General features: G+C 52.1%; 25 protein-coding genes. 2 read left to right on the plus strand and 23 right to left on the minus strand.

The features are described from left to right. Positions 1 to 24 precede the first annotated feature (24 nt). The 9 genes from pheT to infC form a co-directional block, all read right to left on the minus strand. Entirely contained in the window at positions 25 to 2397 is a 2373-nt protein-coding gene (gene pheT, locus JJU47_RS10295) for a phenylalanine--tRNA ligase subunit beta (protein WP_228618983.1), read from the minus strand. 12 nt (positions 2398 to 2409) lie between these two features. Continuing rightward, positions 2410 to 3432 carry a phenylalanine--tRNA ligase subunit alpha gene (gene pheS, locus JJU47_RS10300; RefSeq protein WP_228618986.1) on the minus strand — a complete coding sequence of 341 codons (1023 nt, stop codon included), beginning with the start codon at positions 3430 to 3432 and terminating at the stop codon, positions 2410 to 2412. Between the two features lie 299 nt (positions 3433 to 3731). Further along, positions 3732 to 4478 (minus strand): TrmH family RNA methyltransferase, encoded by a 747-nt coding sequence (locus JJU47_RS10305; protein ID WP_228618989.1) that lies wholly within the window; start codon positions 4476 to 4478, stop codon positions 3732 to 3734. 1 nt (position 4479) lies between these two features. Beyond that, the gene (locus JJU47_RS10310; RefSeq protein ID WP_228618992.1) at positions 4480 to 5559 is read right to left on the minus strand and encodes a M42 family metallopeptidase; all 1080 of its coding nucleotides are present in this window, start codon (positions 5557 to 5559) and stop codon (positions 4480 to 4482) included. Between the two features lie 22 nt (positions 5560 to 5581). Further along, positions 5582 to 6064: a dUTP diphosphatase gene (locus JJU47_RS10315; protein ID WP_228618995.1), complete on the minus strand. Its 483-nt coding sequence runs from the start codon at positions 6062 to 6064 to the stop codon at positions 5582 to 5584. Between the two features lie 23 nt (positions 6065 to 6087). Continuing rightward, complete coding sequence (locus JJU47_RS10320; protein WP_228618997.1) at positions 6088 to 6342, minus strand: hypothetical protein; 255 nt, start codon at positions 6340 to 6342, stop codon at positions 6088 to 6090. 86 nt (positions 6343 to 6428) lie between these two features. Then, positions 6429 to 6788 (minus strand): 50S ribosomal protein L20, encoded by a 360-nt coding sequence (gene rplT, locus JJU47_RS10325; protein ID WP_024371399.1) that lies wholly within the window; start codon positions 6786 to 6788, stop codon positions 6429 to 6431. A gap of 28 nt (positions 6789 to 6816) precedes the next feature. Beyond that, positions 6817 to 7011: a 50S ribosomal protein L35 gene (gene rpmI / locus JJU47_RS10330; protein WP_021065641.1), complete on the minus strand. Its 195-nt coding sequence runs from the start codon at positions 7009 to 7011 to the stop codon at positions 6817 to 6819. A 30-nt stretch (positions 7012 to 7041) separates the two neighbouring features. Then, positions 7042 to 7572, minus strand: a complete 531-nt coding sequence (gene infC, locus JJU47_RS10335; protein ID WP_024371398.1) for a translation initiation factor IF-3 — start codon at positions 7570 to 7572, stop codon at positions 7042 to 7044. 339 nt (positions 7573 to 7911) lie between these two features. Here infC and JJU47_RS10340 point away from each other — a divergent pair, with 339 nt between their 5' ends. Next, positions 7912 to 8121, plus strand: coding sequence for a hypothetical protein (locus tag JJU47_RS10340; RefSeq protein WP_228618999.1), 210 nt, complete (start codon positions 7912 to 7914; stop codon positions 8119 to 8121). A gap of 30 nt (positions 8122 to 8151) precedes the next feature. Here JJU47_RS10340 and JJU47_RS10345 read toward each other — a convergent pair whose 3' ends face one another. From JJU47_RS10345 to JJU47_RS10380, 8 genes are all read right to left on the minus strand, one after another. Then, the gene (locus JJU47_RS10345; RefSeq protein WP_228619121.1) at positions 8152 to 9018 is read right to left on the minus strand and encodes a DUF1002 domain-containing protein; all 867 of its coding nucleotides are present in this window, start codon (positions 9016 to 9018) and stop codon (positions 8152 to 8154) included. Positions 9019 to 9130: 112 nt separating this feature from the next. Continuing rightward, the gene (gene thrS, locus JJU47_RS10350) at positions 9131 to 11068 is read right to left on the minus strand and encodes a threonine--tRNA ligase (protein ID WP_228619001.1); all 1938 of its coding nucleotides are present in this window, start codon (positions 11066 to 11068) and stop codon (positions 9131 to 9133) included. Between the two features lie 309 nt (positions 11069 to 11377). Then, entirely contained in the window at positions 11378 to 12292 is a 915-nt protein-coding gene (gene dnaI / locus JJU47_RS10355) for a primosomal protein DnaI (protein WP_228619003.1), read from the minus strand. A 5-nt stretch (positions 12293 to 12297) separates the two neighbouring features. Then, a complete protein-coding gene (locus JJU47_RS10360) occupies positions 12298 to 13650 on the minus strand; it encodes a DnaD domain protein (RefSeq protein ID WP_228619005.1) in 1353 nt (450 codons plus the stop codon). A gap of 42 nt (positions 13651 to 13692) precedes the next feature. After that, the gene (nrdR, locus tag JJU47_RS10365) at positions 13693 to 14160 is read right to left on the minus strand and encodes a transcriptional regulator NrdR (protein WP_024371392.1); all 468 of its coding nucleotides are present in this window, start codon (positions 14158 to 14160) and stop codon (positions 13693 to 13695) included. 12 nt (positions 14161 to 14172) lie between these two features. Beyond that, a complete protein-coding gene (locus JJU47_RS10370) occupies positions 14173 to 14544 on the minus strand; it encodes a hypothetical protein (RefSeq protein WP_228619007.1) in 372 nt (123 codons plus the stop codon). Positions 14545 to 14655: 111 nt separating this feature from the next. Then, on the minus strand, positions 14656 to 15042 hold the full coding sequence (gene speD / locus JJU47_RS10375) for an adenosylmethionine decarboxylase (RefSeq protein WP_012726707.1): 387 nt from the start codon (positions 15040 to 15042) through the stop codon (positions 14656 to 14658). A 231-nt stretch (positions 15043 to 15273) separates the two neighbouring features. Then, the gene (locus JJU47_RS10380; RefSeq protein ID WP_228619010.1) at positions 15274 to 16305 is read right to left on the minus strand and encodes a glyceraldehyde-3-phosphate dehydrogenase; all 1032 of its coding nucleotides are present in this window, start codon (positions 16303 to 16305) and stop codon (positions 15274 to 15276) included. 154 nt (positions 16306 to 16459) lie between these two features. On the opposite strand from JJU47_RS10380, the gene JJU47_RS10385 reads away from it, so the two are divergent. Next, positions 16460 to 16942 (plus strand): site-2 protease family protein, encoded by a 483-nt coding sequence (locus JJU47_RS10385; RefSeq protein ID WP_228619012.1) that lies wholly within the window; start codon positions 16460 to 16462, stop codon positions 16940 to 16942. Positions 16943 to 16991: 49 nt separating this feature from the next. Here the strand turns inward: JJU47_RS10385 and coaE are convergent, their stop codons facing one another. The 6 genes from coaE to mdh all read right to left on the minus strand — a co-directional run bounded on the left by coaE (position 16992) and on the right by mdh (position 24815). Further along, positions 16992 to 17597 carry a dephospho-CoA kinase gene (gene coaE / locus JJU47_RS10390; protein WP_228619014.1) on the minus strand — a complete coding sequence of 202 codons (606 nt, stop codon included), beginning with the start codon at positions 17595 to 17597 and terminating at the stop codon, positions 16992 to 16994. 12 nt (positions 17598 to 17609) lie between these two features. Beyond that, a complete protein-coding gene (mutM, locus tag JJU47_RS10395; protein ID WP_228619016.1) occupies positions 17610 to 18434 on the minus strand; it encodes a DNA-formamidopyrimidine glycosylase in 825 nt (274 codons plus the stop codon). 20 nt (positions 18435 to 18454) lie between these two features. Next, on the minus strand, positions 18455 to 21052 hold the full coding sequence (gene polA, locus JJU47_RS10400) for a DNA polymerase I (RefSeq protein ID WP_228619018.1): 2598 nt from the start codon (positions 21050 to 21052) through the stop codon (positions 18455 to 18457). A 209-nt stretch (positions 21053 to 21261) separates the two neighbouring features. Beyond that, complete coding sequence (gene pnpS, locus JJU47_RS10405; protein WP_228619021.1) at positions 21262 to 22989, minus strand: two-component system histidine kinase PnpS; 1728 nt, start codon at positions 22987 to 22989, stop codon at positions 21262 to 21264. Beyond that, positions 22986 to 23690 (minus strand): response regulator transcription factor, encoded by a 705-nt coding sequence (locus JJU47_RS10410; RefSeq protein ID WP_228619023.1) that lies wholly within the window; start codon positions 23688 to 23690, stop codon positions 22986 to 22988. The genes pnpS and JJU47_RS10410 overlap by 4 nt, the downstream gene beginning before the upstream one ends. Positions 23691 to 23879: 189 nt before the next feature. Further along, a complete protein-coding gene (gene mdh / locus JJU47_RS10415) occupies positions 23880 to 24815 on the minus strand; it encodes a malate dehydrogenase (protein WP_228619025.1) in 936 nt (311 codons plus the stop codon). Positions 24816 to 24841 lie beyond the last annotated feature (26 nt).

A 24841-nucleotide genomic window follows, 5' to 3' on the forward strand; every position in this document is an offset into this window, starting at 1 on the left:
GGCTTAGGAATCGCAGTTTTTGCGTTAAGCGCGAACTTCCGCGCCGTGAGCCGCTTTCACAGCGGCGATGATCGTTTCGTAGGACGCCGTGACTTCTTCATCTAGAAGTGTTCGGGTCGGATCTTGATATTTGAGTGAGAACGCGAGCGACTTCTCATCCGCTCCAACGTTTTCTCCTGTGTATACATCGAACAACGCCAAGTCGATCAACAACGGTCCGGCCGCTTCCTTGATGGTCGCCTCGACTTGTCCAGCCGAGACATCACGTTTCAAGACGAGCGCCAAGTCACGCGAAATGGAAGGGTAACGCGGTACATCTTGATAAATACGTGTCGTTTCGACGTCGAACGCATTCAAGTCGAGCTCGAAGACGTACACTTCCTTCAAGCCGTACACTTCTTTAGAGACACCTGGGTGCACTTGGCCGACGTACCCGATGACGCGTCCCTCGACGAGCACGTTCGCCGTACGGCCTGGGTGCATGTCTGCAAGGCGAGCCGCTTCATACGTCACTTCGATTTGAAGCGATTCGGCGAGCGTGTCGACGATTCCTTTGGCGACGAAATAATCGACCGGCACACGCGTCCCTTGCGAGCGGTGATCGTACCAAAGTCCGGTCACAATACCCGCAACACATTCGGTCTCACGCGGCAACGTCTCTCCTGCTTCCACGTAGACGCGTCCGGTCTCGAACAAGCGGACGTTCGCCTGTTGCCGGGCCGTGTTATGGCGCACCGCTTCGAGCAAGCCTGGAACGAGCGACGTCCGAAGTACGGAACGTTCCTCACTCATCGGCATAGCGAGACGGACTTGTTTCGCCTCTTCGCCACCGAACCGAGATGCGTTCGCTGCACTCGTCAACGAATAAGTGATGGCCTGGGACAAGCCCGTCCCTTGGAGGACGCGGCGGATCTGGCGGCGCAGTACGTTGACACTTGGCAAATAACCTTTTGCCTGTGAGGCTGGAAGCGTGGACGGCAAGCTGTCGTATCCGTACAGACGGGCCACTTCTTCAGTGATGTCTGCCGGGAGCTCCAAATCAGGACGGCGCGACGGTACGTGAACCGTCAACATGTCGTCTCCCTCGACCGTCAGACCGAGACGTTCCAAAATCGTGACAATCGTACCGCGGTCGAGTTCCATGCCGAGGCGATGGTTGATGTAGGCGATCGAAACGTCGATCGTCCGTCCGGCTGAGGCGACTCCGCCTGCCGTGACCGCTTCGCTGATCGTCCCGCCGCTGACAGATTGGATCAGTTCCGCGGCTCGGTCGAGCGCTAACACGACACGTTCCGGATCGACCCCTTTTTCAAAGCGGGCGCTCGAATCCGAACGGAGTCCGAGTACACGGCTCGTTTTCCGGACCGAGGCTGGCGCGAAGTATGCCGACTCTAAGACGATGCTTGTCGTCGTCGTGTCGACTTCCGTGTTCGCACCGCCCATGACACCGGCGATCGCGACCGGGGCTTGACCGTCGGTGATGACCATCATCGACTCGTCGAGTGTGCGTGTCGTGTCGTCAAGGGTGACGATCGCCTCTCCGTCTGTCGCTTGACGTACGACGATCACATCGCCAAGTTTCGCGGCGTCAAACGCGTGGAGCGGCTGACCGAGTTCGAGCATGACGTAGTTCGTCACATCGACGACGTTGTTGATCGGTCGCACCCCTTCCGCGATCAACACATTTTTCAACCATTGTGGCGAATCGGTGATGACGACACCGTCCACACGGCGGGCCGCATAGTACGGGCAATTGTCTGTTTCGAGTGTGATGTCGACACGGTTCGGCGCGTCCGTTGACACGTTCGTTTCCGGCAACGTGAACGGGCGCTCGAGGATGGCTGCCACTTCATGGATGATTCCGTAAAGGCTGAGGCAATCTGAACGGTTCGGAGTCAAGCCGAGTTCGAGCACTTCATCGTCGAGGTCGAGTAGCGCCACGACGTCCGCCCCGACTTCAACCGACTCACGGAAAGTATGGATCCCGTCTTGTTCGTCTTCACGAATCTGCTTTTTCTCGAAACCAAGCTCTTCGAGTGAACAGATCATGCCTTGTGACTCGACGCCACGAAGCTTTGCCTTCTTGATTTTAAGCCCTGGAAGTTTCGCCCCGACTTTCGCGACAATGACGTGTTGTCCGGCCGCGACGTTCGGTGCGCCACAGACGATTTGCACCGTCTCTTCTCCGACATCGACAGTCGTGACGTTCAGCTTGTCCGCTTCCGGATGCTTCTCGCACGTCAAGACGCGTCCAACGACGAGGCCGCTCAATCCTTCGGCCCGGTTCGTCACGCCTTCGACTTCAATCCCGTTTTTCGTGATCAAGTCGGCGAGCTGTTGCCCGCTCAAATCTGAGACGTCGATATATTGGTTCAACCATTTTTTCGATAATAACATGTGTGATCCCCCTTAAAATTGCTCGATGAAGCGTAAGTCGTTTGTATAGAAGTGACGAATGTCATCGACGCCGTGCTTCAGCATCGCCATCCGTTCGACGCCGATTCCGAAAGCGAAACCGGACATTTTTGTCGCATCATACCCTGCCATCTCGAGGACGCGCGGATGGACCATACCGCCGCCGAGGATCTCGATCCAACCTGTCCCTTTACAGACGTTACAGCCCGTGCCGCCACATTTGAAGCATGAGATATCGACTTCGACCGAAGGCTCTGTGAACGGGAAGAAACTCGGACGGAGACGGATCTCACGCGTCTCTCCGAACAGTTGTTTGACGAACACTTCAAGCGTCCCTTTCAAGTCAGCCATCGAGATGTGCTCATCGACGACGAGTCCTTCGATTTGCATGAACTGATGAGAGTGCGTCGCATCATCTTCGTCCCGACGATACACTTTCCCCGGACAGATGATACGGATCGGCTCCCCGTTCGCGAGTAGCATCGTGCGGGCCTGTACCGGAGACGTATGCGTCCGCAACAGCGTCTCGTCCGTAATGTAGAACGAGTCTTGCATGTCGCGAGCCGGATGGTCTTTCGGAAGATTGAGCATCTCGAAGTTGTACAAGTCGGTTTCGACTTCCGGGCCTTCCGCAATCGTGTAGCCGAGGCCGACGAACAAATCTTCCATCTCATCGACGATCTGTTGTAACAGATGGCTATGGCCTGGGAGTGCCGTCCGTCCCGGGAGTGTGACGTCAATCGTTTCTGCAGCGAGCTTTGCCTCGAGTTCCGCTGCTTTCACACCTTCAAGACGCGCTTCTAACGCTTCTTGAATCGCCGTACGGACCGTGTTGGCAAGTTCACCGACGACGGGACGTTCTTCTGGGGACAGTTTCCCCATGCCGCGCAACACTTCGGTCATCGGACCTTTCTTCCCTAAATATTTGATCCGGACGTCGTTCAACGTCTTTTGCGTCGATGCCGCCTCAATCTCTTGAAGCGCTTCTTGTTGTAACAACTCTAACTGTTCTTTCATTACTAGTTCCTCCTCTACAAAAAAAAGTCCCTTCAGTCAATGACTGAAGGGACGAATAATCGCGGTACCACCCTACTTGGCCGTGAGGCCCACTTAAGAGGCATCGTTATCGAGATGCCAACCCGGTGTTGTCTCCAACACGACTCCAGAGTGAATTCGGCGCCGACCGAGGCATCGGCTCACAATCACGGCCCATGCTCCCTGTACTCGTTCGGTAGTTCGCGTACTATGCTCCTTCAACGTCTATACTATTACGTTCAATATAACTAACCTATCACGATTCAAAAAAGCTGACAAGTTTATTTTAGCGCGATGCGGTACATGAGGATCCCGGCCGCAACCGCGGCGTTGAGTGATTCGGCGTCGCCGAGCAACGGGATATGGACACGCGTGTCGCACAAGGCGAGAACGTCAGCTTGAACGCCTTGCGCCTCGTTCCCGATGACGAGAGCGACTTTCTCGTGGAAGTCGACTTGTTCATATGACTTCGCTTTTGAAAGGGCCGTCCCGTAGACGCGGAAACCCTCACTCTTCAATTCAGGCAACGTCTCGAGCAAATCGACCGAGCGCACGTTCACGTGGAACAGTGAGCCTTGCGTCGCCCGGACCGCCTTGGCGTTATACGGGTCGACCGTCCCTTTCCCGAGCAACACCGTATCAAACCCGGCCGCATCAGCCGTCCGAATCATTGTCCCCAAGTTACCCGGGTCTTGAATCCGGTCGAGGACGAGGACGTGCTTCATCTTGCGCTCGACCGGGGACATGTTCACGACAGCGAAGACGCCTTGCGTCTTCTCCGTCTCAGACAACAAATCGGCGACATGGTCTGACAGTTCGAGCACAGGCATCTCATCTAGACGCCATGAGCTCTTTGGCGAGTAAGATTCTCCCATGATCAACTGGACGAGACGACCGGCACGAATCGCCTCGTCGACCAAATGTTCACCCTCGACAAGAAATTGTCCGGACTCTTGTCTGCCTTTTTTCGTCATCAACCGTTTCAACCGCTTGATGGTCTCACTTTTCGTAGACGTGATTTTCGTCATATTATCCCTCTTTCAACCATTGAACCGTTTCTTGATCTAATCGTTTTGTGAGCGCGACGACTAAGTCGACCGCCGCCTCGTAATCCGCTTTATGGATAATCGAGACGTTCGTGTGCAAGTAACGGACCGGCACCGTGAGCGCCACGGCCGGCATCCCGACCCCTGACAAGTGGAAGCGACCGGCATCCGTGCCGCCACCCGGTGTCAAGTCCAATTGGTACTTGATGTCGTTCTCTTTCGCCACGTCAACGATCAAATCGATGAGACGCGGGTTCGTGACCGTTGTCGCATCAAAGAAGATGACTTGAACCCCTTCTCCGAGTTTCGACAATCCTTCTGCCGGCGTCATGCCCGGTGTGTCTCCAGGGATGCCTGTATCGACGGCAATGGCGACGTCCGGTTGAATCAAGTTGGCAGCCGTCACCGCACCACGCAAGCCGACTTCTTCTTGGACGGTCGCTCCGGAATAGACGACGCCTGGGGCGGCCTCTTCTTTCAAACGCTTCGCCGCTTCGATCGCGATGGCGCAACCGATTCGGTTGTCCCATGCTTTCGCCATCAAGAAGTTCTCATTTTTCATGACCGTGAACTCACAATGCGGGACGACCGTGTCTCCCGGACGAATTCCCCATTCGGCGACTTCGTCTTTCGATGTCGCGCCGATATCGAGGAACATGTCTTTGATTTCGACAGGCTTTTTCCGAGCTTCCATCGGTAAGACGTGAGGCGGCTTCGCCCCGATCACGCCTGGAATCTTCTCGCCAGAACGCGTCACGACGTCCATGCGCTGTGCTAACAACACTTGGTTCCACCAACCGCCAAGCGCTTGGAAACGAAGGAATACACCTTCTTCGATGCGTGTGACCATGAAGCCGACTTCGTCCATATGCCCGGCAATCATGACGCGAGGACCGTCCGGGTCACCTGTCACGCGTCCGAACAAGCTGCCGAGTCCGTCTTGTTCAAACGATTCGACGTGCGGTTCGAGGTATTCACGCATGAGCGCGCGAACTTCTCCTTCGTTTCCTGGGACACCTGTCGCATCCGTCAAACGTTTTAACATATGTAATGATTCGTTCATCTCATATCGCTCCCTTTTCCGTTTAGTAGCCTTGATCTTGTCGCTCATGGTTCATTTGATTTTTCGACACATACGCCATCATAATCAATTCTTCATTAAACCCTAACGTATAACCGAGTTCGAGATATGCCGCCATCAGCGTCTCGTACATCGCTTCCGTCTTCGACAAACCAAAGTTCGTCACTTTACGGAACACGTCTAAAAAAGCATCAGTCGCATCAAGATACGAGCTACCGGCCGGGAACGATTCCCGTTCATAACCGAGGGCGAGGCCGAGTGACAGTAAAAAATGCATGCCGTCCACATATTCCTCTAAGATCACGTCTTGAGGCGACGGGCCTTTCGTCGACCAAAATTTAAAACTACGGGTCTCATTGGCGAGTTCCCCAAGTTCGACGTGTAACGCGAGCAATCGCTCATCGAATTGGTTCCCGGATAGTTGATGTTCTTCTTTGATCCGCTCATCCAAACGACGTTGCTGATCAAATAATGTTGTCCAGTTCACCGGTTGCTCCTCCTATTCTCCACTTAAAGCAGTACTAAAATCATTAAAGACCAGCCTACTGCTAAAATCAATACTTGTAATTGGACACTTTTTGGGGCATGAACCGTCTTCTTACGCGTCAAGTGTAATCCGAACAAGGCACCGATTGCCCCTCCGGCGTACGAGTATAAGATGTTGAAGTCTCCCTCGCCGTGCGTGTACCGTTTTGCCTGCAAATACGTATACACGTTCAAGACGATAAGCGCCAAAGCGACGATGGCCAAAATCGATTGATTCATCCGTTCTCCTCCTTCTCTTCATCTTAAGAAATTACCGAGAAAAAAGAAAGCGCCGAGACAGTATCTCGGCGCTTTCGTTTGAACGATTAAGCGTTCAATTTTGATTTAGCTGTGTCAGCGAGTGACGCGAACGCTTGTGCATCCGTCACAGCAAGCTCAGCAAGCATCTTACGGTTGATGTCGATCCCTGCAAGCTTGAGGCCGTGCATCATACGGCTGTATGAGAGGCCGTTTGTGCGTGCTGCCGCATTGATACGTGTGATCCAAAGACGACGGAAATCACGTTTCTTTTGACGACGGTCACGGTATGCGTACATGAGTGACTTCATGACCTGTTGTTTTGCTACTTTAAATAGAATATGTTTTGCGCCATAATAACCTTTGGCCAATTTGATTTGCTTTTTACGACGTTGACGAGTCGTATAACCGCCTTTTACGCGTGGCATATAGTTTCCCTCCTAAATTCCTTCTGTATTACTTCGCGATCATGTTGCGAATGCGTTTGAAGTCTCCAGCTGATACGATAGCACCTTTACGGAGCTTACGTTTCGCTTTTGTCGATTTGTTACCAAACAAGTGACTTGTGTAAGCGTGTGAACGCTTGAGTTTACCTGATGCAGTACGTTTGAAACGTTTTGAAGCACCACGGTGCGATTTCATTTTCGGCATGAGTATTTCCTCCCCACTATGACTCGATGATTAATCTTCTTTCTTCGGAGCCAGCACTAAGAACATGCTGCGTCCTTCCATCTTCGGCTTTTGTTCAACTGTTGCCAAGTCGGCACATTCCGCCGCCAATTTTTCCATAACACGTCTGCCGATTTCCGAGTGTGTGATCGCACGTCCGCGGAAACGGATCGACGCCTTCACTTTGTTTCCATTTTCAAGGAACTTGCGAGCGTTACGCAATTTCGTCTGGAAATCATTTTCCTCGATTGTCGGGCTGAGGCGTACTTCTTTCAATTGGATGACTTTTTGGTTTTTACGCGCTTCTTTCTCTTTTTTCTGGAGTTCGAAACGGTATTTTCCATAGTCCATGATTTTAGCGACCGGTGGGTTTGCTTTGTCGGCGACCAAGACTAAGTCGAGTTCAGCCTCTTCAGCCAAGCGTAATGCTTCACTGCGCGATTGCACACCGAGTTGTGCACCGTCCGCTCCAATTAAGCGAACTTCACGGGCACGAATGTTTTCGTTGATAAAGAGCTCTTTGCTAATGGTTAGCACCTCCATCGTGCGATTGCACGAGTTTTAGATTGATAAGACAACATGGCAATAAAAAAAGCGTCGGCAGTTTCCCGCCCACACATCATTTCGAATCCAAAGCGGAACAATTCCGACTTTGAGTTGCGTACATGATGGACCTGACCGAAGCTGTTCGGACGAGGTGAGAAGCGGGCGCTTCTGCTTTGTTGTATTTAATCACTATGTCATCTTAACACCAGCAGGAAAAGATGTCAAGAATTCGCGCATGAATAATTGGTAGCTCACACTTTTATGATAATAACAGTCATTCCATCGTTTCGCAATACCTTTTGTACGGGAATAAAAATAAAAAAGGGAGGGATGGACATGGATTGGCGAAATAAGATCGGTGATGACCATAATTATCATGACCAAGTCGAACGGATCGTCACGGAAACGATGCGTCAGCATGGACTTGAAGATGAGAAGCTGAAAGCGGTGTTGACCGACCTTCTCGAAGAGATGAACCGGATCACGCTGAAGATTGTCGATGATAACAAGAGCGCGCGGGACTACATCTATAAACGTTGGTATTAAAAAAGGGCGGAGCGCCCTTTTTTAATACCATTAATTCGTCAACGATTTGAAAAAGTTACTGAGCGCCGCGAACAATCGGGCGAAAAAGCCTTTCACTTCTTCTTGTTCGAGGAACGCTTGGACGTTTTGTCCGGCCCCTTTCAACCCGTCACTGATCGATCCCCAATCGAGGTTCGCTTGTTGCATGTTCTCGAACAGACCCGTCAGCCGGTTCAGTTGCGTGTCTGACAGTTGGACATTGTTTTGATTGAGCACTTGGATGACGATATCACGGATCTCGATGTTCGTCTCTGGTTTTTGGTTGGCGATTTCCGCTTTGATTTCGTTCATGAGACCGGCGACGTCGTCTTGACCGACCGTTTTCCCGATCTCAGACGTGACGGCGAGTTCTTCTTGGGCGAGCGCTTTCCGCTCCTCAGTCAACTCGATGCCCGTCTCGGCGGCCGTCACATCGTACGCTTTCATAATTCCCGTCAAGGCCGACGTGCCGGTCACACGGATCGGTGATGTAATGTAAATATCCGCATCGGTCACACCGGCCGTCACGAGCGCGTTCGCGTACATATCTTCCGTCACCCACGTGACGTTCTCGGTTTTAATGTTTAACCCATCGCCTTCCTCCATCAACTTGATGCGGGCCGAGGAATACATGCCGCCGCCACGCTGTGCTTGCGGAACCGCATCCCCCAAATATTTATCTTCATCTGCAGACGTCGTGATGATCGGCTCGATGCCGGCCGGTGCCTCGACCCGCTCGAGCACCCATTGTTGCTGCGCTGACGAGAGCGACTCGCCGAGCGTGACGATCGTATCGTCGACAATCGCTTCGGCGTTCACGTTCGGGATCATACTCGTGAAAGCGACCGAACCGATCGTCAACGCGATAATTGGTTTCATATAATTCAAATGTATCACTCCTTTCTTTTACATTACGTGTTTCTGCAATCGTTGCGCATCCGTCTTTAGACCGAAAAGAAGACCACCCTTCCGAAGAAGGATGGTCCCCCGTTTAACGTGAACGATTGGCGATTTCTTCAGTCAACGACTTGATAAATTCGTCAAGCGTTGCCGACACTTGTTCTTGTTGACTGTAGCGACGGATGTTGACCGCACGCTCGTCACGCTCTTTGTCACCGAGTACGAGCGTCATCGGAATTTTCTTCATCTGTGCCTCGCGAATCTTGTAGCCGAGTTTCTCATCACGAAGATCCGTCTCGACGCGGACGCCCCGCTTGACGAGCTCTGCTTTCACTTCTGCCACATACTCGTCATGGACGTGCGACACCGGGATCAACTTCACTTGGACCGGTGCGAGCCATGTCGGGAAGGCGCCTTTGTACTCTTCAATCAAGTACGCGACGAACCGCTCCATCGTCGAGACGACACCGCGGTGCAATACGATCGGACGATGATCTTTGCCGTCCGGCCCCGTGTACGTCAAGTCGAAACGCTCCGGGAGCAAGAAGTCGAGTTGGACAGTCGAGAGCGTCTCTTCTTTGCCGAGCGCCGTGCGCACTTGAACGTCGAGCTTCGGTCCATAGAACGCCGCCTCGCCATCCGCTTCGAAGTACGGGAGGCCGAGCTCGTCCATCGTCTCTTTCAACTGGCGTTGAGCCGTCTCCCAGATCGCGTCGTTGTCGAAGTACTTCTCTTTGTCGGCCGGGTCGCGGTACGACAAGCGGAAGCGATAGTCTTTAATGCCGAAATCGGCGTATACTTCTTGAATCAAATGAACGATGTCTTTGAACTCTTGCTTCATCTGTTCCGGTGTGACGAACGTATGGCCATCGTTCAACACCATGTAACGGACGCGTTGAAGGCCCGTGAGCGCCCCTGACATTTCGTAACGGTGCATCCCGCCAAGTTCAGCGATTCGGAGCGGGAGTTCACGATATGAGCGCGGCTCGTGTTTGTAGATCGTCATATGGTGCGGGCAGTTCATCGGACGGAGCACGAGTTCCTCGTTGTCCATCTCCATTTTCGGGAACATATCGTCTTGATAGTGGTCCCAGTGCCCAGACGTCTTATACAAGTCGACCGAACCGAGTACCGGTGTGTACACGTGCTGATAGCCGAGCTCGAGTTCTTTGTCGACGATATAACGTTCGACCGTCCGGCGGATCGAGGCACCTTTCGGAAGCCACATCGGGAGACCTTGTCCGACTTCTTGTGAGACGAAGAACAAGTCGAGTTCTTTTCCGAGTTTGCGGTGATCGCGTTCTTTCGCTTCTTCAAGGAGACGTAAATGCTCGGCAAGCTGCTCTTTCGTCGCCCATGCGGTGCCGTAAATCCGTTGCAGCATCTTGTTGTCTGAATCGCCGCGCCAGTATGCACCGGCAACACTCATCAACTTGAACACTTTCAATTTCGACGTCGATGGGACGTGCGGCCCGCGGCAAAGATCGAAAAATTCGCCTTGGTGATAAATCGTGAGTGTCTCGCTCGAAGGGATATCTTCGATCAATTCGACTTTGAGCGGGTCACCGAGTTGTTGATAACGGGCGAGCGCCTCATCACGCGAGACGACTTCCCGTGTGATGTCTAGGTTCTCGTCGACGATGCGCTTCATCATCTTCTCGATTTCAGGAAGGTCTTCCTCGTTGATGCGGCGGTCCATCTCGATGTCGTAGTAAAAACCGTTCTCGATTGTCGGTCCAATCCCGAGGTAAATCGTCCCTTCTTCTCCGTATAACCGTTTGATCGCTTGTGCCATCAAATGTGCTGACGAGTGACGCATCAAATCGAGTCCGTCTTCTGAATCAGGCATGACGAGCTCGATGCGACCGTCTTGATCGATCGGACGGCGGTAATCAATCAGTTCGCCGTCGATTTTAGCGGCGATAGCTTTTTTACGGAGCCCCGGGCTGATCGAACCTGCGACTTCTTCTGCTGTGATGCCTGCCTCAAACTCTTTGACGGCGCCATCTGGAAATGTTAAATGAATCATGTGTCAACTTCCCCTCTCTATTTAGAAAAAAATAAAAAAAGCCCATCCCTATGAAAGGGACGAGCTTTGATTCTCGTGGTACCACCCTCGTTCCCAAGCAGACGCTTGGCTCGAACACACGATAACGAGTGTGACTCGCCGCACGATTGGCCCGTACGGTGCTAAGAGGGAGTAAGACGTTCGTCGTGTTTAGGAAGCTCTCACCAACCTTCCCTCGCTTAGAAACCCGTGTCGACATCTCGTGTCCTCTATTTTCGCATCAGTTATATGCTTATTAGTATAGTCAACCTAATCGAGAAAAACAATCCTTTAACGACGGCGATTTTCACCTTTCAATTCGATGTGCGTCGTCGTCGTGGAGATTCGTTGCATGAGCCGTTGGGCTTTCATCTTGTTTTGCGGTGAACCATCGATTGAGAAATGCGTCTCGAGCTCTTCGCCGCTAAAGTTCGAGCTGTACAACGTCGGTAGACGGTGCATCATACGATACTGCAAAATGATCCCGAACAATTCGTCACGAACCCATGGACTGATCGCTTCTGCACCGATGTCATCGATCAACAAGACCGGAACGTGCTGGAACGACGTCAAGAACGAGTCGAACGAATCGGTCCGGATTTTCCGTTTCGCTTCAGAAACGAAGCCCGGTGCGTGGACAAGAATCGTCTCGACGTCCGCTACTTTCAATTCGTTTGCGATGGCGGCGAGGAGATACGTCTTTCCGACGCCAAAGCTGCCGTGCAAGTAGAGCCCGTTCACTTTTTGACCGGTCTTCATGCCTGAAACGAATCGCATCGCCTCACGAAGCGCAATCTTCCTGGCATCGTCCGACCAATCGAACGAATCAAAGCTCGCTTCGCGCACTTCTTCAGGCAAGAACAGGCTCTTGAACTTACGATCCATCTCTTTTTGACGCCGCGCTTGACGATGCGTCACCGTCTCTTCATAACGGATGGCGACTTGTCCGAGGTCGACGTAAAGGACGGGTTGATGTCCGGGGATGACGGCGTGCTCTTCCACGAGTTTCTTCCCGTCCATTTGCTCGGCGTATTCGCTCAACTTCGTAAAACCGATCTCGATCGCTGTCTCGTCCAGTTCCGGATGAGCGCGTAAAAAAGCGATGATGCCCGGGTGCTCGAGCGTTCGCCGACGGATCGATTCGTACGCTTCCCGCACTTCTTTTCGATTCATCATCTGAGCAAGCGTTTGATTGATGCGTTCCATGTCCCTCATCCTTTCTCTTTCAACTCATTGAGCAGCTTGACGAGCTCGGCGTCGTCTGGCACCGATGCCTCGAGCTCTTGCTTTCGTTTCTGGTCGTAGGAACGTTGCTCTTTCGCTTCCTCTTCGAGCCATTTCGGCAACTCGGTCTGTTGCGTCTTCCGTCTCGCCCCGACCGTCGTACGTTGCACGTTTTCACGTTTTTGTTGTTTTTTCTCGATCAAGGCGTCTTGTGTCGCTTCTTGATCCAGCGCATCTTTCGCATGAAGGTAACCTGCCGTCTTCCAGCTCGTGGCGATGCGCATGACGTAGTTCTCGCTGAGGCGTGTCTGTTTCTTCACTTCGATACAATAATAGAACAGCGCATTAATGACACTTGGCGCGAGGCCGAGCGTATCGACCATCTCGATGATGAGTTGTTCATCACTCTTCGAGAGCTGCGGCGTCTTCCGAAGCGTCGACACGTATTGATGCGGATGTGCCGTTTCCATGACGGTGACGTCATGCAAGTCGCCGACTTCCGCTTTCGTCGATTCGTCCGACTTCACTTTGCGGTGCCGCGTCTGCTTTTTCTTCAATTGGAGCACCATTTGCCGGCAGCCGTCCCGCTTCTCTTGCTCACTGAGCGGCAAATACGCCTCGTGGACGAAGTACTCTTTCAGCATCTCCGCCATCAATTCCTCATCGATTTGGGACACGTAGGCGAGTTTCGTGATCGTCTCATCGAGCTTCTTCGTAAAGAAGCCGACTGGGAAGTTCGTCAACTTTTTGACGATGTCCATGTCAAACGTATAGTTGATCTCAATTTTCGCCCGATCCGGTTTCTCGTAGTTCTTTTGTGTGAACGCCATATGGTTGACGCCTTTGACGTCGAACACTTCATTGAAGTCTTTCGTCACTTCGACGATACCCGCCGGGAGCGGGTCAATCGTGAACCGTCCTTGCAGTTGTTTAAAACGGACTTCTCCTACTTTGTAAAAGAGAAAACTCGACAACAGCCCGTCATTTAAAAACGTGTGCGGTGCGAGCGGCACGCGCAGTTGATAGACGTATTGGGTCACACGGGCATCTTTCGTCTTGTACGTGCGCACGAGGCCGATCGCCTCGAGGCGGAACAAGCTGTCCGTCAACTCGTTGATCGAGTAATCGAGCAGTTCACAAAGCGCACTGTGCGACATATAGTTCGATTTCATTTTACCCGGTTTCAACTCACTCCATAGCGTTTGATAGAGCGCGAGCGCTCTCACGCCGATGACTGGTTGGTATAAATGATAAAGTGATTGATACGATTCGCGATCGATGAGTCCGGTACTCATGATCAGTAATTCATCGGTCCCGAATATGGTCCGTTCTTTTTCCATAACGATTCTCCCCTGAAAAAGGACGACCAGAAGGCCGCCCCTTTAGTTGGTCGATTTCTCTTGCTTCATTAAATCTTCTAACTCTTTAAAGAACACAGAGATATCTTTAAATTGGCGGTAGACCGAGGCGAAGCGGACGTATGCCACTTCATCGACACGGGCGAGCTCGTTCATGACGAGTTCACCGACTTGTTCACTCGGAATCTCGGATTGGCCGAGAGCGCGTAACTGCTGCTCGACTTTTGTGACGACGCCTTCAAGTTGTTCGAGCGTGACCGGTCGTTTCTCACAGGCGCGAATGATTCCCCGGAGCACTTTCTCACGGCTGAACTCTTCTCGATTCCCATCTTTTTTCACAATGATGAGCGGGGTCTGTTCGACCGTCTCAAACGTGGTGAACCGATAGCCGCACTGTTCACATTCCCGGCGGCGGCGAATCGAGTAAAAATCTTGGACAGGACGGGAGTCGAGCACCCTCGTTCCGTTATGATCACATTTAGGACAACGCATGCTCAGCCCTCCTTATCGTTCGACAGTTTGGTTTCCGATGGCACGGAGCGGGAATTTTTGTTCTAACGCTTCGTAATACGTCGTGACGAGCGGACCGAGGTCCGGACCAATCCGGCTTTCCCGGTTCATCGTGAAATCGACGGCCGTTCGTCCGCCATCGACTTGAATGATCGTGGCGAGCGCGTCCCAGCCCTCTCCGTTGAACGCCAACTCTCCGCGCTCAGCATCGATGCGACGGACCGTTTGACCTTGCGTTTTGATTTGGTCACTTAACCATGTCAGCACCGCGTTCGGCGACGCCGCGAAATAGCGGGTGCGCAACGCCTCGTTTTTATGCGAATCATCTGTTTGAATATGTGTTTGAAATTTATCAAATAATCCCATTTTCCACCTCAACAACTCATTTATATACGTTAAGCATATCAAAATTAAGGCTACAACAAAACAATTAAAAGGGCTGGCCGAAAATCGGCCAGCCTCAAAAGGTCAATCGGATTATTTGCTGATCGCCACTTGCGCTTCAGGAACACGAATCGGTCCCATCCCACGTTCAAGTTTGACGTCTTCACGAACTTTCGCATCCAAGCCTTCAGCGATGTATTGTGACGCTGTAGCCGGATCGATCCGGTCCCCACATGTGAACACATCGACTGATGCGTAGCCATGCTCTGGGAAACTGTGAATCGTTAAGTGTGATTCTGAAATGATGACGACTCCACTTACACCGTGTGGTGCAAATTTGTGGAAAGCGACTTCGCGGACTTCAGCGCCCGAGCGAAGTGCTGCATCGACGAACAAGCGCTCGATGTAGTCGATATCGTTCAATTTGTCGGGATTGCACTCCCAAAGTTCTGTAATAATGTGACGTCCCATAGTATCCATATTAGTGGATCCCCCTTTACATCAATGGTCTCAAAGTAGTTGATGATCACTCACTTTGTGCCTGAATCGCCCACAACCACGGGGGCAAGTTAGTCCAGAGAGGTCCTAACCCTTTAAGTTGCGTTTGTCAGACCAATTGAAGTTCACGAGATTGAGTGTATCGTGTTTGGGACGACGTTACAAGATATTTGTTTCAAATCTTTAAAAATATTTTTGACTGAATATATTTTTTTAGGCGTGGGTTTCTTGTTGCCCGATTTGCAAGTAGCTCGCCACCATGTCTAACAGGTCGACGACGCGGCACGAATATCCCCATTCGTTGTCGTACCAAGCGAGCACTTTGACATGATTCCCACCGAGCACCATCGTCGAATCCGCGTCGATGATGGACGACCGTTCGTCACCGTTGAAATCGATTGAGACGAGCGGTTCGTTCGACACGCCGAGAATCCCTGTCATCTCTCCGTGGGCTGCCCGTTCGAACGCCTCATTCACTTCGTCGACCGTGACATCACGGCGGAGTTCGACGACGAGGTCGACGAGCGAGACGTTCGGCGTCGGCACACGGAGCGCCATCCCGTTCAATTTGCCTTGTAGTTCAGGCAAGACGAGCCCGATTGCTTTGGCTGCCCCGGTCGAAGTCGGTATAATAGACGTACCACAAGCCCGCGCCCGGCGTAAATCTTTATGTGGATTATCGATGTTGTTTTGGTCGTTCGTGTAGGCGTGCACCGTCGTCACGAGTCCCGTCTCAATCCCGAACGTCGAGTCGAGCACTTTGACGACCGGTCCGAGACAGTTCGTCGTGCATGACGCATTTGAAATGACGTGGTCTTCTTCTGGCATATACTCGCGATCATTGACCCCCATCACGATCGTCCGCAACTCTCCTTTGCCCGGCGCCGTCAAAATGACTTTTCTCGCACCCGCTGTCAAATGCTTCTTCGCCCCGACGTCAGAATTAAATTTTCCGGTCGCCTCGACGACGATTTCAACGCCAAGCTCTGCCCACGGAAGTTTTTCCGGATCGCGCTCCGACACGAGTTCGATTCGTTTCCCATCGACGACGAGCGCATCCCCATGCGCCCGCACCGTCAATGTGAACGGACCGTGCACCGTATCGTGTTTGATCAAGTGCGCGAGCGTTTCTGCCGGATAACTTGCATTGATGGCCACAACGTCATGCCGGCCTTCAAGCATCAACTTCCGGAACACCATTCTCCCGATACGTCCAAAACCATTGATTGCCACTTTCGTCCCCATTCTAGTTCCCCCTTTTTTCTGCGTTACGACACCATTATAACGGATAATTGGAAGCGTTTTCACTATGAATCGTCACATTTCTTTCACTTTTTTACAGTTTCAGTTTTGAAAAAGAGGGAAATTTGGTGTAGAGCTTGGAAAGGAGCTATGTATTATGTTTGGTTGGTCAGACTTAGACAAATTCGTCATATCGTTCTTTATTATCTTGCCGATCGTGACGATCATTCATCAATTTGGACATTTCTTTTTCGCGAAATTATTCGGGGGATCGCTCGATATGGAAATCGGGACAGGCAAGAAACTATTTAAAGTCGGTCGACTTCAGTTTAACCGCGTCTATTTCTATGACGCCTGGTGCCAATTTTCCGACTTGAAGTATAGCAACCGTTTGACGAGGAGTATCGTTTACGCGGGCGGCTCCATCTTCAACTTAGCTAGCATTTTGATCGTGAACGGATTCATTTTGACAAGAGAGCTGGAACCGACGATCTACACGTATCAATTCGCATACTTCTCGTTTTATTATGTGTTCTTCTCGCTTTATCCGATTTACTACTCGAACGGACACCCGAGCGATGGCCGTGCCATTTACGATACGTGGCGAAAAGGGAGACCTGATGCCGACCCGCTCAATTAATAAAAAAAGCGCATCCTGATTCAAGGATGCGCCTAAAGAAAAGAAGGCGTCATTCGCCTTCTTTTTTGATGGTCTGAAACTGTTCAACGAGCCGTGACACTTGAGGCGGCAGTTCACTGAGCGCCCCGTTATTATTAATGAGGAAATCGGCGTGATGTTTTTTCTCTTCGATCGGCATTTGCGAGTGAATTCGCGCGAGCGCTTCTTCTTTCGTCAAGCCGTTCCGTTCCATGAGCCGCATCAATTGAATCTCTTCCCGGCAGTAGACGACGACCGTGTAATCGACGAGGTCCCGCATCGTCCCTTCGAACAAGAGAGGGATATCGAAAATGACGACGGTTTCCCCCGCGACCTCATACACTCGCATCTCTTCTACCATCTGTTCACGGATGGCCGGATGCATGAGTTGATTGAGTAGTTGCCGTTTATGCGCGTCATGGAAGATCTCTCGTCCGAGTGCCGGACGATTCAACTGTTCACCTTCAAAACAACGGGGAAACGCCTCTCTGACAGCAGCGTGGGCTTTCCCGCCTGGTTCAACGACGACACGAGCGATTTTGTCAGCATCGATAATCGGGATGCCTTCTTCTCGAAACAGACGGGAAACTGTCGATTTCCCTGTCGCAATCCCACCTGTCAACCCAATCTTCAACATCTTGTCCACCTCTTATGTTTGGCAGTGTGGACAGTAATGCGTGCCCCGTCCACCTAGTTTCATCTTTTCAATCGGACGGCCGCAGTTTCGGCACGGCTCTCCGGTCTGACCGTACACGTACAGCGTCTCTTGGAACGTACCGGCCGCCCCGTCCGGATTCGTATAGCTCCGGATCGTGCTGCCCCCACGCTCGATCGCCTCGGTCAACACGGCGACCGCTTCTTGACGCACCGCTTCGACTTCTTCGAGTGACAACGTGGCCGCCGGGCGCGTCGGGTGGATCCCGGCGCGAAACAGTGTCTCATCGACATAAATATTGCCTAGCCCGACAAAGATCGACTGGTCGAGAAGCGCCGTCTTGATTGCTCGGACGTTCATCCGCTTCATGCGCTCATGCAACGCCTCGGCCGTCACGTTAGGGTCGAACGGTTCTAAGGCGAGCAAAGACAACGGCGGCGTCACATACAACGCTTCATTCGTTTTGAGTTCCATCGTGCCGAACTTCCGAACGTCGTTATAGTGGAGCGTCGACCCGTCCGAAAACGTGAACACGACGTGTGTATGTTTGACCGGACTGACTGTTTCGCCATGCGGATAGAATTTTCCTTCCATTCGCAAATGAGAGACGAGATAACCGTTCGTCAGTTTAAACAAAATGAACTTGCCGCGCCGCTCGACGTCTTGAATCGTCTCGCCGAGCAACTGTTGTGTCCAAATGTCAGGTTCATGACCTCGAATGATTTTAGCGTCGAGCACATCGACGGCTGTGATCGTTTTTCCGGAAACGAACGGTCGCAAACGCCGACAGACCGTTTCCACTTCAGGTAATTCAGGCATAATGATTTCCTTCCTCTAACTTATTTCGTATCAAACCACGTCTCTCCGAACGATCCGTCCGCCCGAAGCGGGACGTCGAGTTTGACGGTGTGTTCCATCGCTCCTTTGACGAGCGTCTCGAGCGCCGTCATCTCTTCTTTCGGTCCTTCGAAAATCAGTTCATCGTGAACTTGAAGCAACAGCTTCGACTGAAGTCCAGACGACCGGAGCGCCGTGTCGACATCGATCATCGCTTTTTTAATGATATCGGCTGCCGTCCCTTGAATCGGCGTATTGATCGCCGTCCGTTCCGCGAAGCCTCGTAAGTTGAAGTTCCGAGAATGGATGTCCGGGATGTTGCGACGCCGTTTGAGCATCGTCTCGACATAACCATGCTCACGCGCCCGCTCGATCGCGGCGTCCATGAACCGTTTGACGCCCGGGAATTGTTCAAAGTACGTATCGATGAATGTTTGGGCTTCTTTCCGGCTGATGCCTAAGTTTTGAGACAGTCCATAATCACTGATCCCATAAATGATTCCGAAGTTGACGGCTTTCGCCTGCCGACGCATGAGCGACGTCACTTCTTCTTTGGCGACGCGGAACACGTTCGCCGCTGTCGACGTATGAATGTCTTCGTCGTGAAGGAACGCCTCGAGCATCTTCTCGTCTTGGGACATATGTGACATGATCCGGAGCTCGATTTGCGAGTAATCGACCGCATATAACATCCACCCTGGCTCGCTCGGCGTGAACGCTTTGCGAATCCGGCGCCCTTCTTCAAGCCGAATCGGGATGTTCTGCAAGTTCGGGTTGACCGACGACAAGCGGCCTGTCTGGGTGAGCGTCTGTGTGTAACGGGTATGGATCTTCCCGTCCGCTTTGATTACTTTTTGCAACCCTTCGACGTACGTCGACTGCAATTTTCCGAGTTCGCGGTAATGCATGATATGTTCGACGATCGGATGGAGCGGGGCCAACTTTTCTAATACGTCCGCTGCTGTCGAATAGCCGGTCTTCGTCTTTTTGACAGGCGGGAGAGCCAGTTTTTCAAACAAGATGACACCAAGCTGTTTCGGCGAGTTGATGTTGAACGCTTCACCGGCCTGCTCATGAATCTCAGCTTCTAGCTGATGAATTCTGCCGCCGAGGTCTTCCTCCATCACTTTCAACGTCGCGACATCGACATGGATGCCCGCCCATTCCATCTCGGCGAGTACTGCGACGAGCGGACGTTCTAAATCTTGATAAAGGGAAGTTTGCTCGTTTTGATCGAGTTCTTCCGAGACGCGGTCGAATAGCGACAGAATCGCCATCGCCTTTTCCGCTAGGTGCTGGTCTAAAACGTCTTGCTCCGGCACGTGACGTTTGGCGCCTTTTCCGTAGACGGCATCGTCTTCAGGGAGCGTGTAGTTGAAATGAGCGGCGATTGAATCGAGCGTCGTCCCGCCCGACAAGTTCAGAAGATATCCGGCGACGAGCAGGTCTTCGTACCCGGCGAGCGTTAATCCGTGCCGCTTCAATTGAATGATCGTCTGTTTGGCGTCTAAGCAGATCGTGTTTCGTTCCTCGTCGGCTAGCCACGCCTTCACGTCTGGTTCGTTCAACAAGGACACGTCCCCGACGGTCACCCCTGCTTTCGAAGCGATTGCGACACCGATGATGTCGTCTTCGAAATAGTCGTCACGCAATTGTTCAAGGAACAAAACGGCTTCCGTTAAATCTTGTTGTTCGATGCTGACTGTCGTCACATCCCGCGCTTCTGTAGCCTCTTCGGTCGTCGAATCGGTGTTCAATTTGCTAAGGAGTGACTTGAACTGGAGGCTCATGAACAACGGTTTCACTTTTGCCGCGTCATACGGTTGAAACTGTAAATCGTCGACATCGACATCAATCGGGACGTCCGTGTAAATCGTCGCGAGCTGTTTCGACATCCGGGCTTCCTTTTCGTTCGCCTCGACTTTTTCTTTTTGCTTCCCTTTCAGTTCATGTGTATGTTCATACAGCCCTTCGACCGAACCGTAGTTTGAGAGCAGTTTCAGCGCCGTTTTCTCTCCGACTCCCGGGATACCCGGGATGTTATCGGACTTATCTCCCATCAACCCTTTCAGGTCGATCATCTGGAGCGGCGTCAATCCGTCGTAGCGTTCTTTAAAGGCAGATTCGTCCATCGTTTCGACGTCTGTGATTCCACGTTTCGTTAAGTAAACAGTGACCCGATCATCGATCAGTTGCAGTAAGTCTTTATCTCCCGTGACAATCGTCACTTGGTCAAACGCCTCTCGTTTTGAGAGCGTCCCGATAATGTCATCGGCCTCGTATTGATCGAGTTCGAGTACTTTGATCCCGAACGCCTCACACAGTTCACGCACGATCGGGAACTGTTCGCGGAGCTCACCTGGCGTTTTTTGGCGCCCGCCTTTATAGTCGGCAAACGTATCATGCCGGAACGTCTTCTTCGACGCATCGAACGCGACCGCGAAATGGGTCGGTTGCTCGTCTTCCATCAATTTCAATAGCATCATCGTGAACCCGTACACCGCGTTCGTGTTTCGGCCCGATGCATCCGTCATCGGAGGCAGTGCAAAAAACGCACGGTACGTCAGTGAGTTTCCATCGAGGAGCAGTAATTTATTCATGATCCAACCTCCATTCTCTTCTGTATCCATCATATCATACGGGCACATGCGTTCGAAAAAAAAGACCCTTTTCTAGTAACTAGAAAAGGGTCAATCTTTCCCGCCCACGTGGAGATGAGCACCGGGTGGGACACGAGATGATGAAGAGGTCTCACCAATAGAGTAGCACTTGTTTGTAAAGAAGGTATGAACGGGACGTGAACTCCTTGTTAAGGGAGCGGGAATTCGATCGTGAACGTCGTCCCTTCTCCTTCGACACTATCGACTTGAATCGTCGCATGGTGCAAATCGACGATATGTTTGACGATAGCTAGACCGAGCCCCGTCCCACCAGAATTTCGGCTCCGTGCTTTATCGACTCGATAAAACCGCTCAAAGATGCGGCCGACTTCTTTCGGGTCGATGCCGATGCCGTTATCTTTGACGATCAGTCGCGCCGTTTTCTCTTTGCGTTCGACCGCGATCTCAACGAGGCTTTCTTCCGGCGAATAGTTGATGGCGTTCGCCACGAGGTTCATGATCACTTGTTTGATCCGGTTCAAATCGGCTTGTAAAACGACTTCCCCTTCGTGCCGGGTCTCGAGCTGGATCGATTTCTTCTCGGCTTTTTGACTTAAGACGAGGCAGACTTCCTCGACAAGCTGATTGAGCTGCACCGGGGCGAACTCCAAATGGAAATCTTCCCGCTCGAGCCGTGACAGCTCGAGCAAGTCCTCGACGAGCATCTGCATGCGCGTCGCTTCTTTTTGGATGATGTCTAGGAATTGATTCCGTAGTTCCGGCACTTCTTTCGCCCCGTCGAGTAACGTCTCACTGAACCCGCGAATCGACGTGAGCGGTGTTTTCAACTCATGACTTACGTTGGCGACAAAGTCTTTACGCATCTGCTCGAGACGTTTCAACTCGCTAATGTCGTTGAACAGCAGCGTCGTGCCGCGGAGCATGCCCGTGTCACTAAAAATCGGGGCGGCCGATACCATATACGTCCGTTGATTGAAGCCGCTCCGGATCGATAACTGACGCCGATGCGGTTCTTCCGTCAAATAGACGTCTTCGATCAACGTCTCAACGTCCGGGCTCGGCAAGATCCCATGATAAAACTGGCCGATCATCAGCTCGTCGTACTGGAACATATCCCGGTACGAACGGTTGACGAGTGTGACGATTCCCCGCTCATCGACGAGCAACAACCCCGCCCCCATATATTCGATGAGCGACTCGAGCCGGGCTCGTTGCACCGCCTCGCCGAGCGAGATCGTCTCAAGGTTTCTCGCGAGCACGTTGATCGACCCTGCGAGACTCCCCGTCTCTTCATCGTTCCTCAACTCATACACCCGGGCCCGGTAGTTCCCGTCGGCGAGCTCGCGCAAGACGATCGTCGCCTCATCGATCGGACGGATGAACTGATTCGTCAGATTATGGAGCACGAATAAGATGATGAAGAAAGAGAAGAACAATGCGAACGCGATCGTCAGCCAAATTCTTGTGTAGACGCTCTCCAAGTCTGAAATATACCGAATAAAGCTCAAATAGACCGTTTCTCCTGAGGACAGCTCGATCGGTTTCGTGAATTGAATCAAGTCATCCCGCGTCGCATTTCCGAACTCCCCTTCCGGTGAGATCGTCTCAGCATTGATGCGGTATTCGAACGCTCCAACCCGAAACGGCGTACCGGCAATCACTTCCATGCGCCGATTGAGCAACAGGATGTCAAAACTGCTCGCATCGTCGATTTGACCGACATAGTCTTGAATCTCTGATAACCCACTCCCATCAAGATATAACGCGGCGAGCGTCGCATCTTCTTTCAACCGGTCGCGCTCCGAGTCCAAGTAGAAATCTTTAAACAGCTGACCGAGCACGATGCCGAGTGTAAGCAACACGCCCGTCACGAGCAAGATGAGCGTCGTCAAGAAACGCGAACGATACGTCTTCATTCGGCCATCGGTTCTTCCATCTTATATCCGAGACCGCGAATCGTTTTAATATACGTCGGTTTTTTCGTCACCGGCTCAATCTTTTCTCGCAAATGGCTAATGTGCACGTCGACGATGCGCGTATCTCCGACGAAGTCATAATTCCAAATCGCTGACAACAATTGATCGCGCGTCAAGACGCGGCCTTTGTTTTTGGCGAGGTAGGCGAGCAGTTCAAACTCTTTCGGTGTCAATTCAAGACGCTCGCCTTTTTTGAACACCTCATAGTTCGACGGCACGATTTTGACGTCCCCAATCTCAATCGTATCTTGATCATCCGCCGCCACTTCTGCCGGCGTCGAGCGACGGAGTATCGCCTTCACGCGGGCGACGACTTCACGCGGACTGAACGGTTTCGTCAAATAATCGTCCGCTCCGAGTTCAAGCCCTAATACTTTATCGAACTCGTCATCTTTTGCCGTCAGCATAAGAATCGGCGTGTTTACTTTTTGTTGACGCAGTCGTTTACACACTTCAAGGCCATCCATTTCCGGGAGCATCAAATCGAGGACGATGAGTACCGCATCCCGTTTTTCCGCAAGTTCTAACCCGGTCTTTCCGTCATGGGCGGTTTCCACTTCGAAACCGGCTTGTTCTAAATTAAATTTCAATAACGTCGCAATCGATACTTCGTCATCGACGACAATCACTTTATCGGCCACACTTGTTCCTCCTCTGATCACTTCATGTACACTACCCATTTTACAAAGCAATGCCCCGTCACACCAACTTCAAAGCAAATCTTTACAAAAACAAAACAAATCCACGGTCTGTTTCAAGTGTAGCACGGCCCGTCTGATTCGTGCCGCAACAAAAAAGACCTGCTTGCAGCTGCAAGCAGGTCTTGATCATTAAGTCAGGACGTTTAAAACCGAACGGACCGAGTCGGCTGAGCGTTTGAGCGCCGCCGTCTCATCTTCCGTCAATTCGAGTTCGAGCACACGTTCAATCCCGTTCGCACCGAGAATCGTCGGTACGCCGAGATAAAGATCTTCGAAACCGTATTCCCCATCAAGATAAGCGATCGCCGGTAAGATGCGACGCTGGTCTTTTAAGATGGCCTCGGCCATCTCGACGATGGCAGCTGCCGGCGCATAATACGCCGAGCCGTTACCGAGGAGTTGCACGATCTCACCGCCGCCTTTACGCGTCCGATTGACGATCGCTTCGATCCGGTCAGCCGGTAACAGTTTCTCGAGCGGGATACCGCCGGCGTACGAGTAACGAATGAGCGGCACCATATCATCACCGTGGCCTCCGAGCACGAATCCTGACACGTCTTTCACCGAGACGTTCAACTCGGCTGCGACGAACGTACGGAACCGGGCCGTATCGAGCACGCCCGATTGACCGATGACTCGCTCTTTCGGGAAGCCCGATTCTTTGAAAGCCGTATATGTCATCGCATCGACCGGGTTCGTCAAGACGATCAAAATCGCGTCAGGTGAGTAGCGGGCGACTTCTTTCGTGACCGCCCGCATCACGTTCGCGTTCGTCGTGACGAGATCGTCCCGGCTCATACCTGGCTTACGGGCAATGCCGGCCGTGATGACGACGATGTCCGAGTTCGCCGTGTCGGCGTAATCCGACGTCCCCGTAATGATTGAGTCAAACCCTTGGATCGGCGCCGTTTCCAACAAATCAAGCGCTTTTCCTTTCGTCGGGTTTTCGTTCTCTTTCATGTCGAGCAATACGACGTTCCCGAGCTCTTTTTGAGCCAAGTACAGCGCCGTCGTGGCTCCCGTGAAGCCGCTACCGATGACCGAAATCTTGTTGCGTCGAATCATTGTGCTCTCCCCCTTGGTTTTACTGA

The sequence above is a fragment of the Exiguobacterium sp. genome (genome assembly GCF_020832205.1).
Lineage (GTDB): Bacteria > Bacillota > Bacilli > Exiguobacteriales > Exiguobacteriaceae > Exiguobacterium.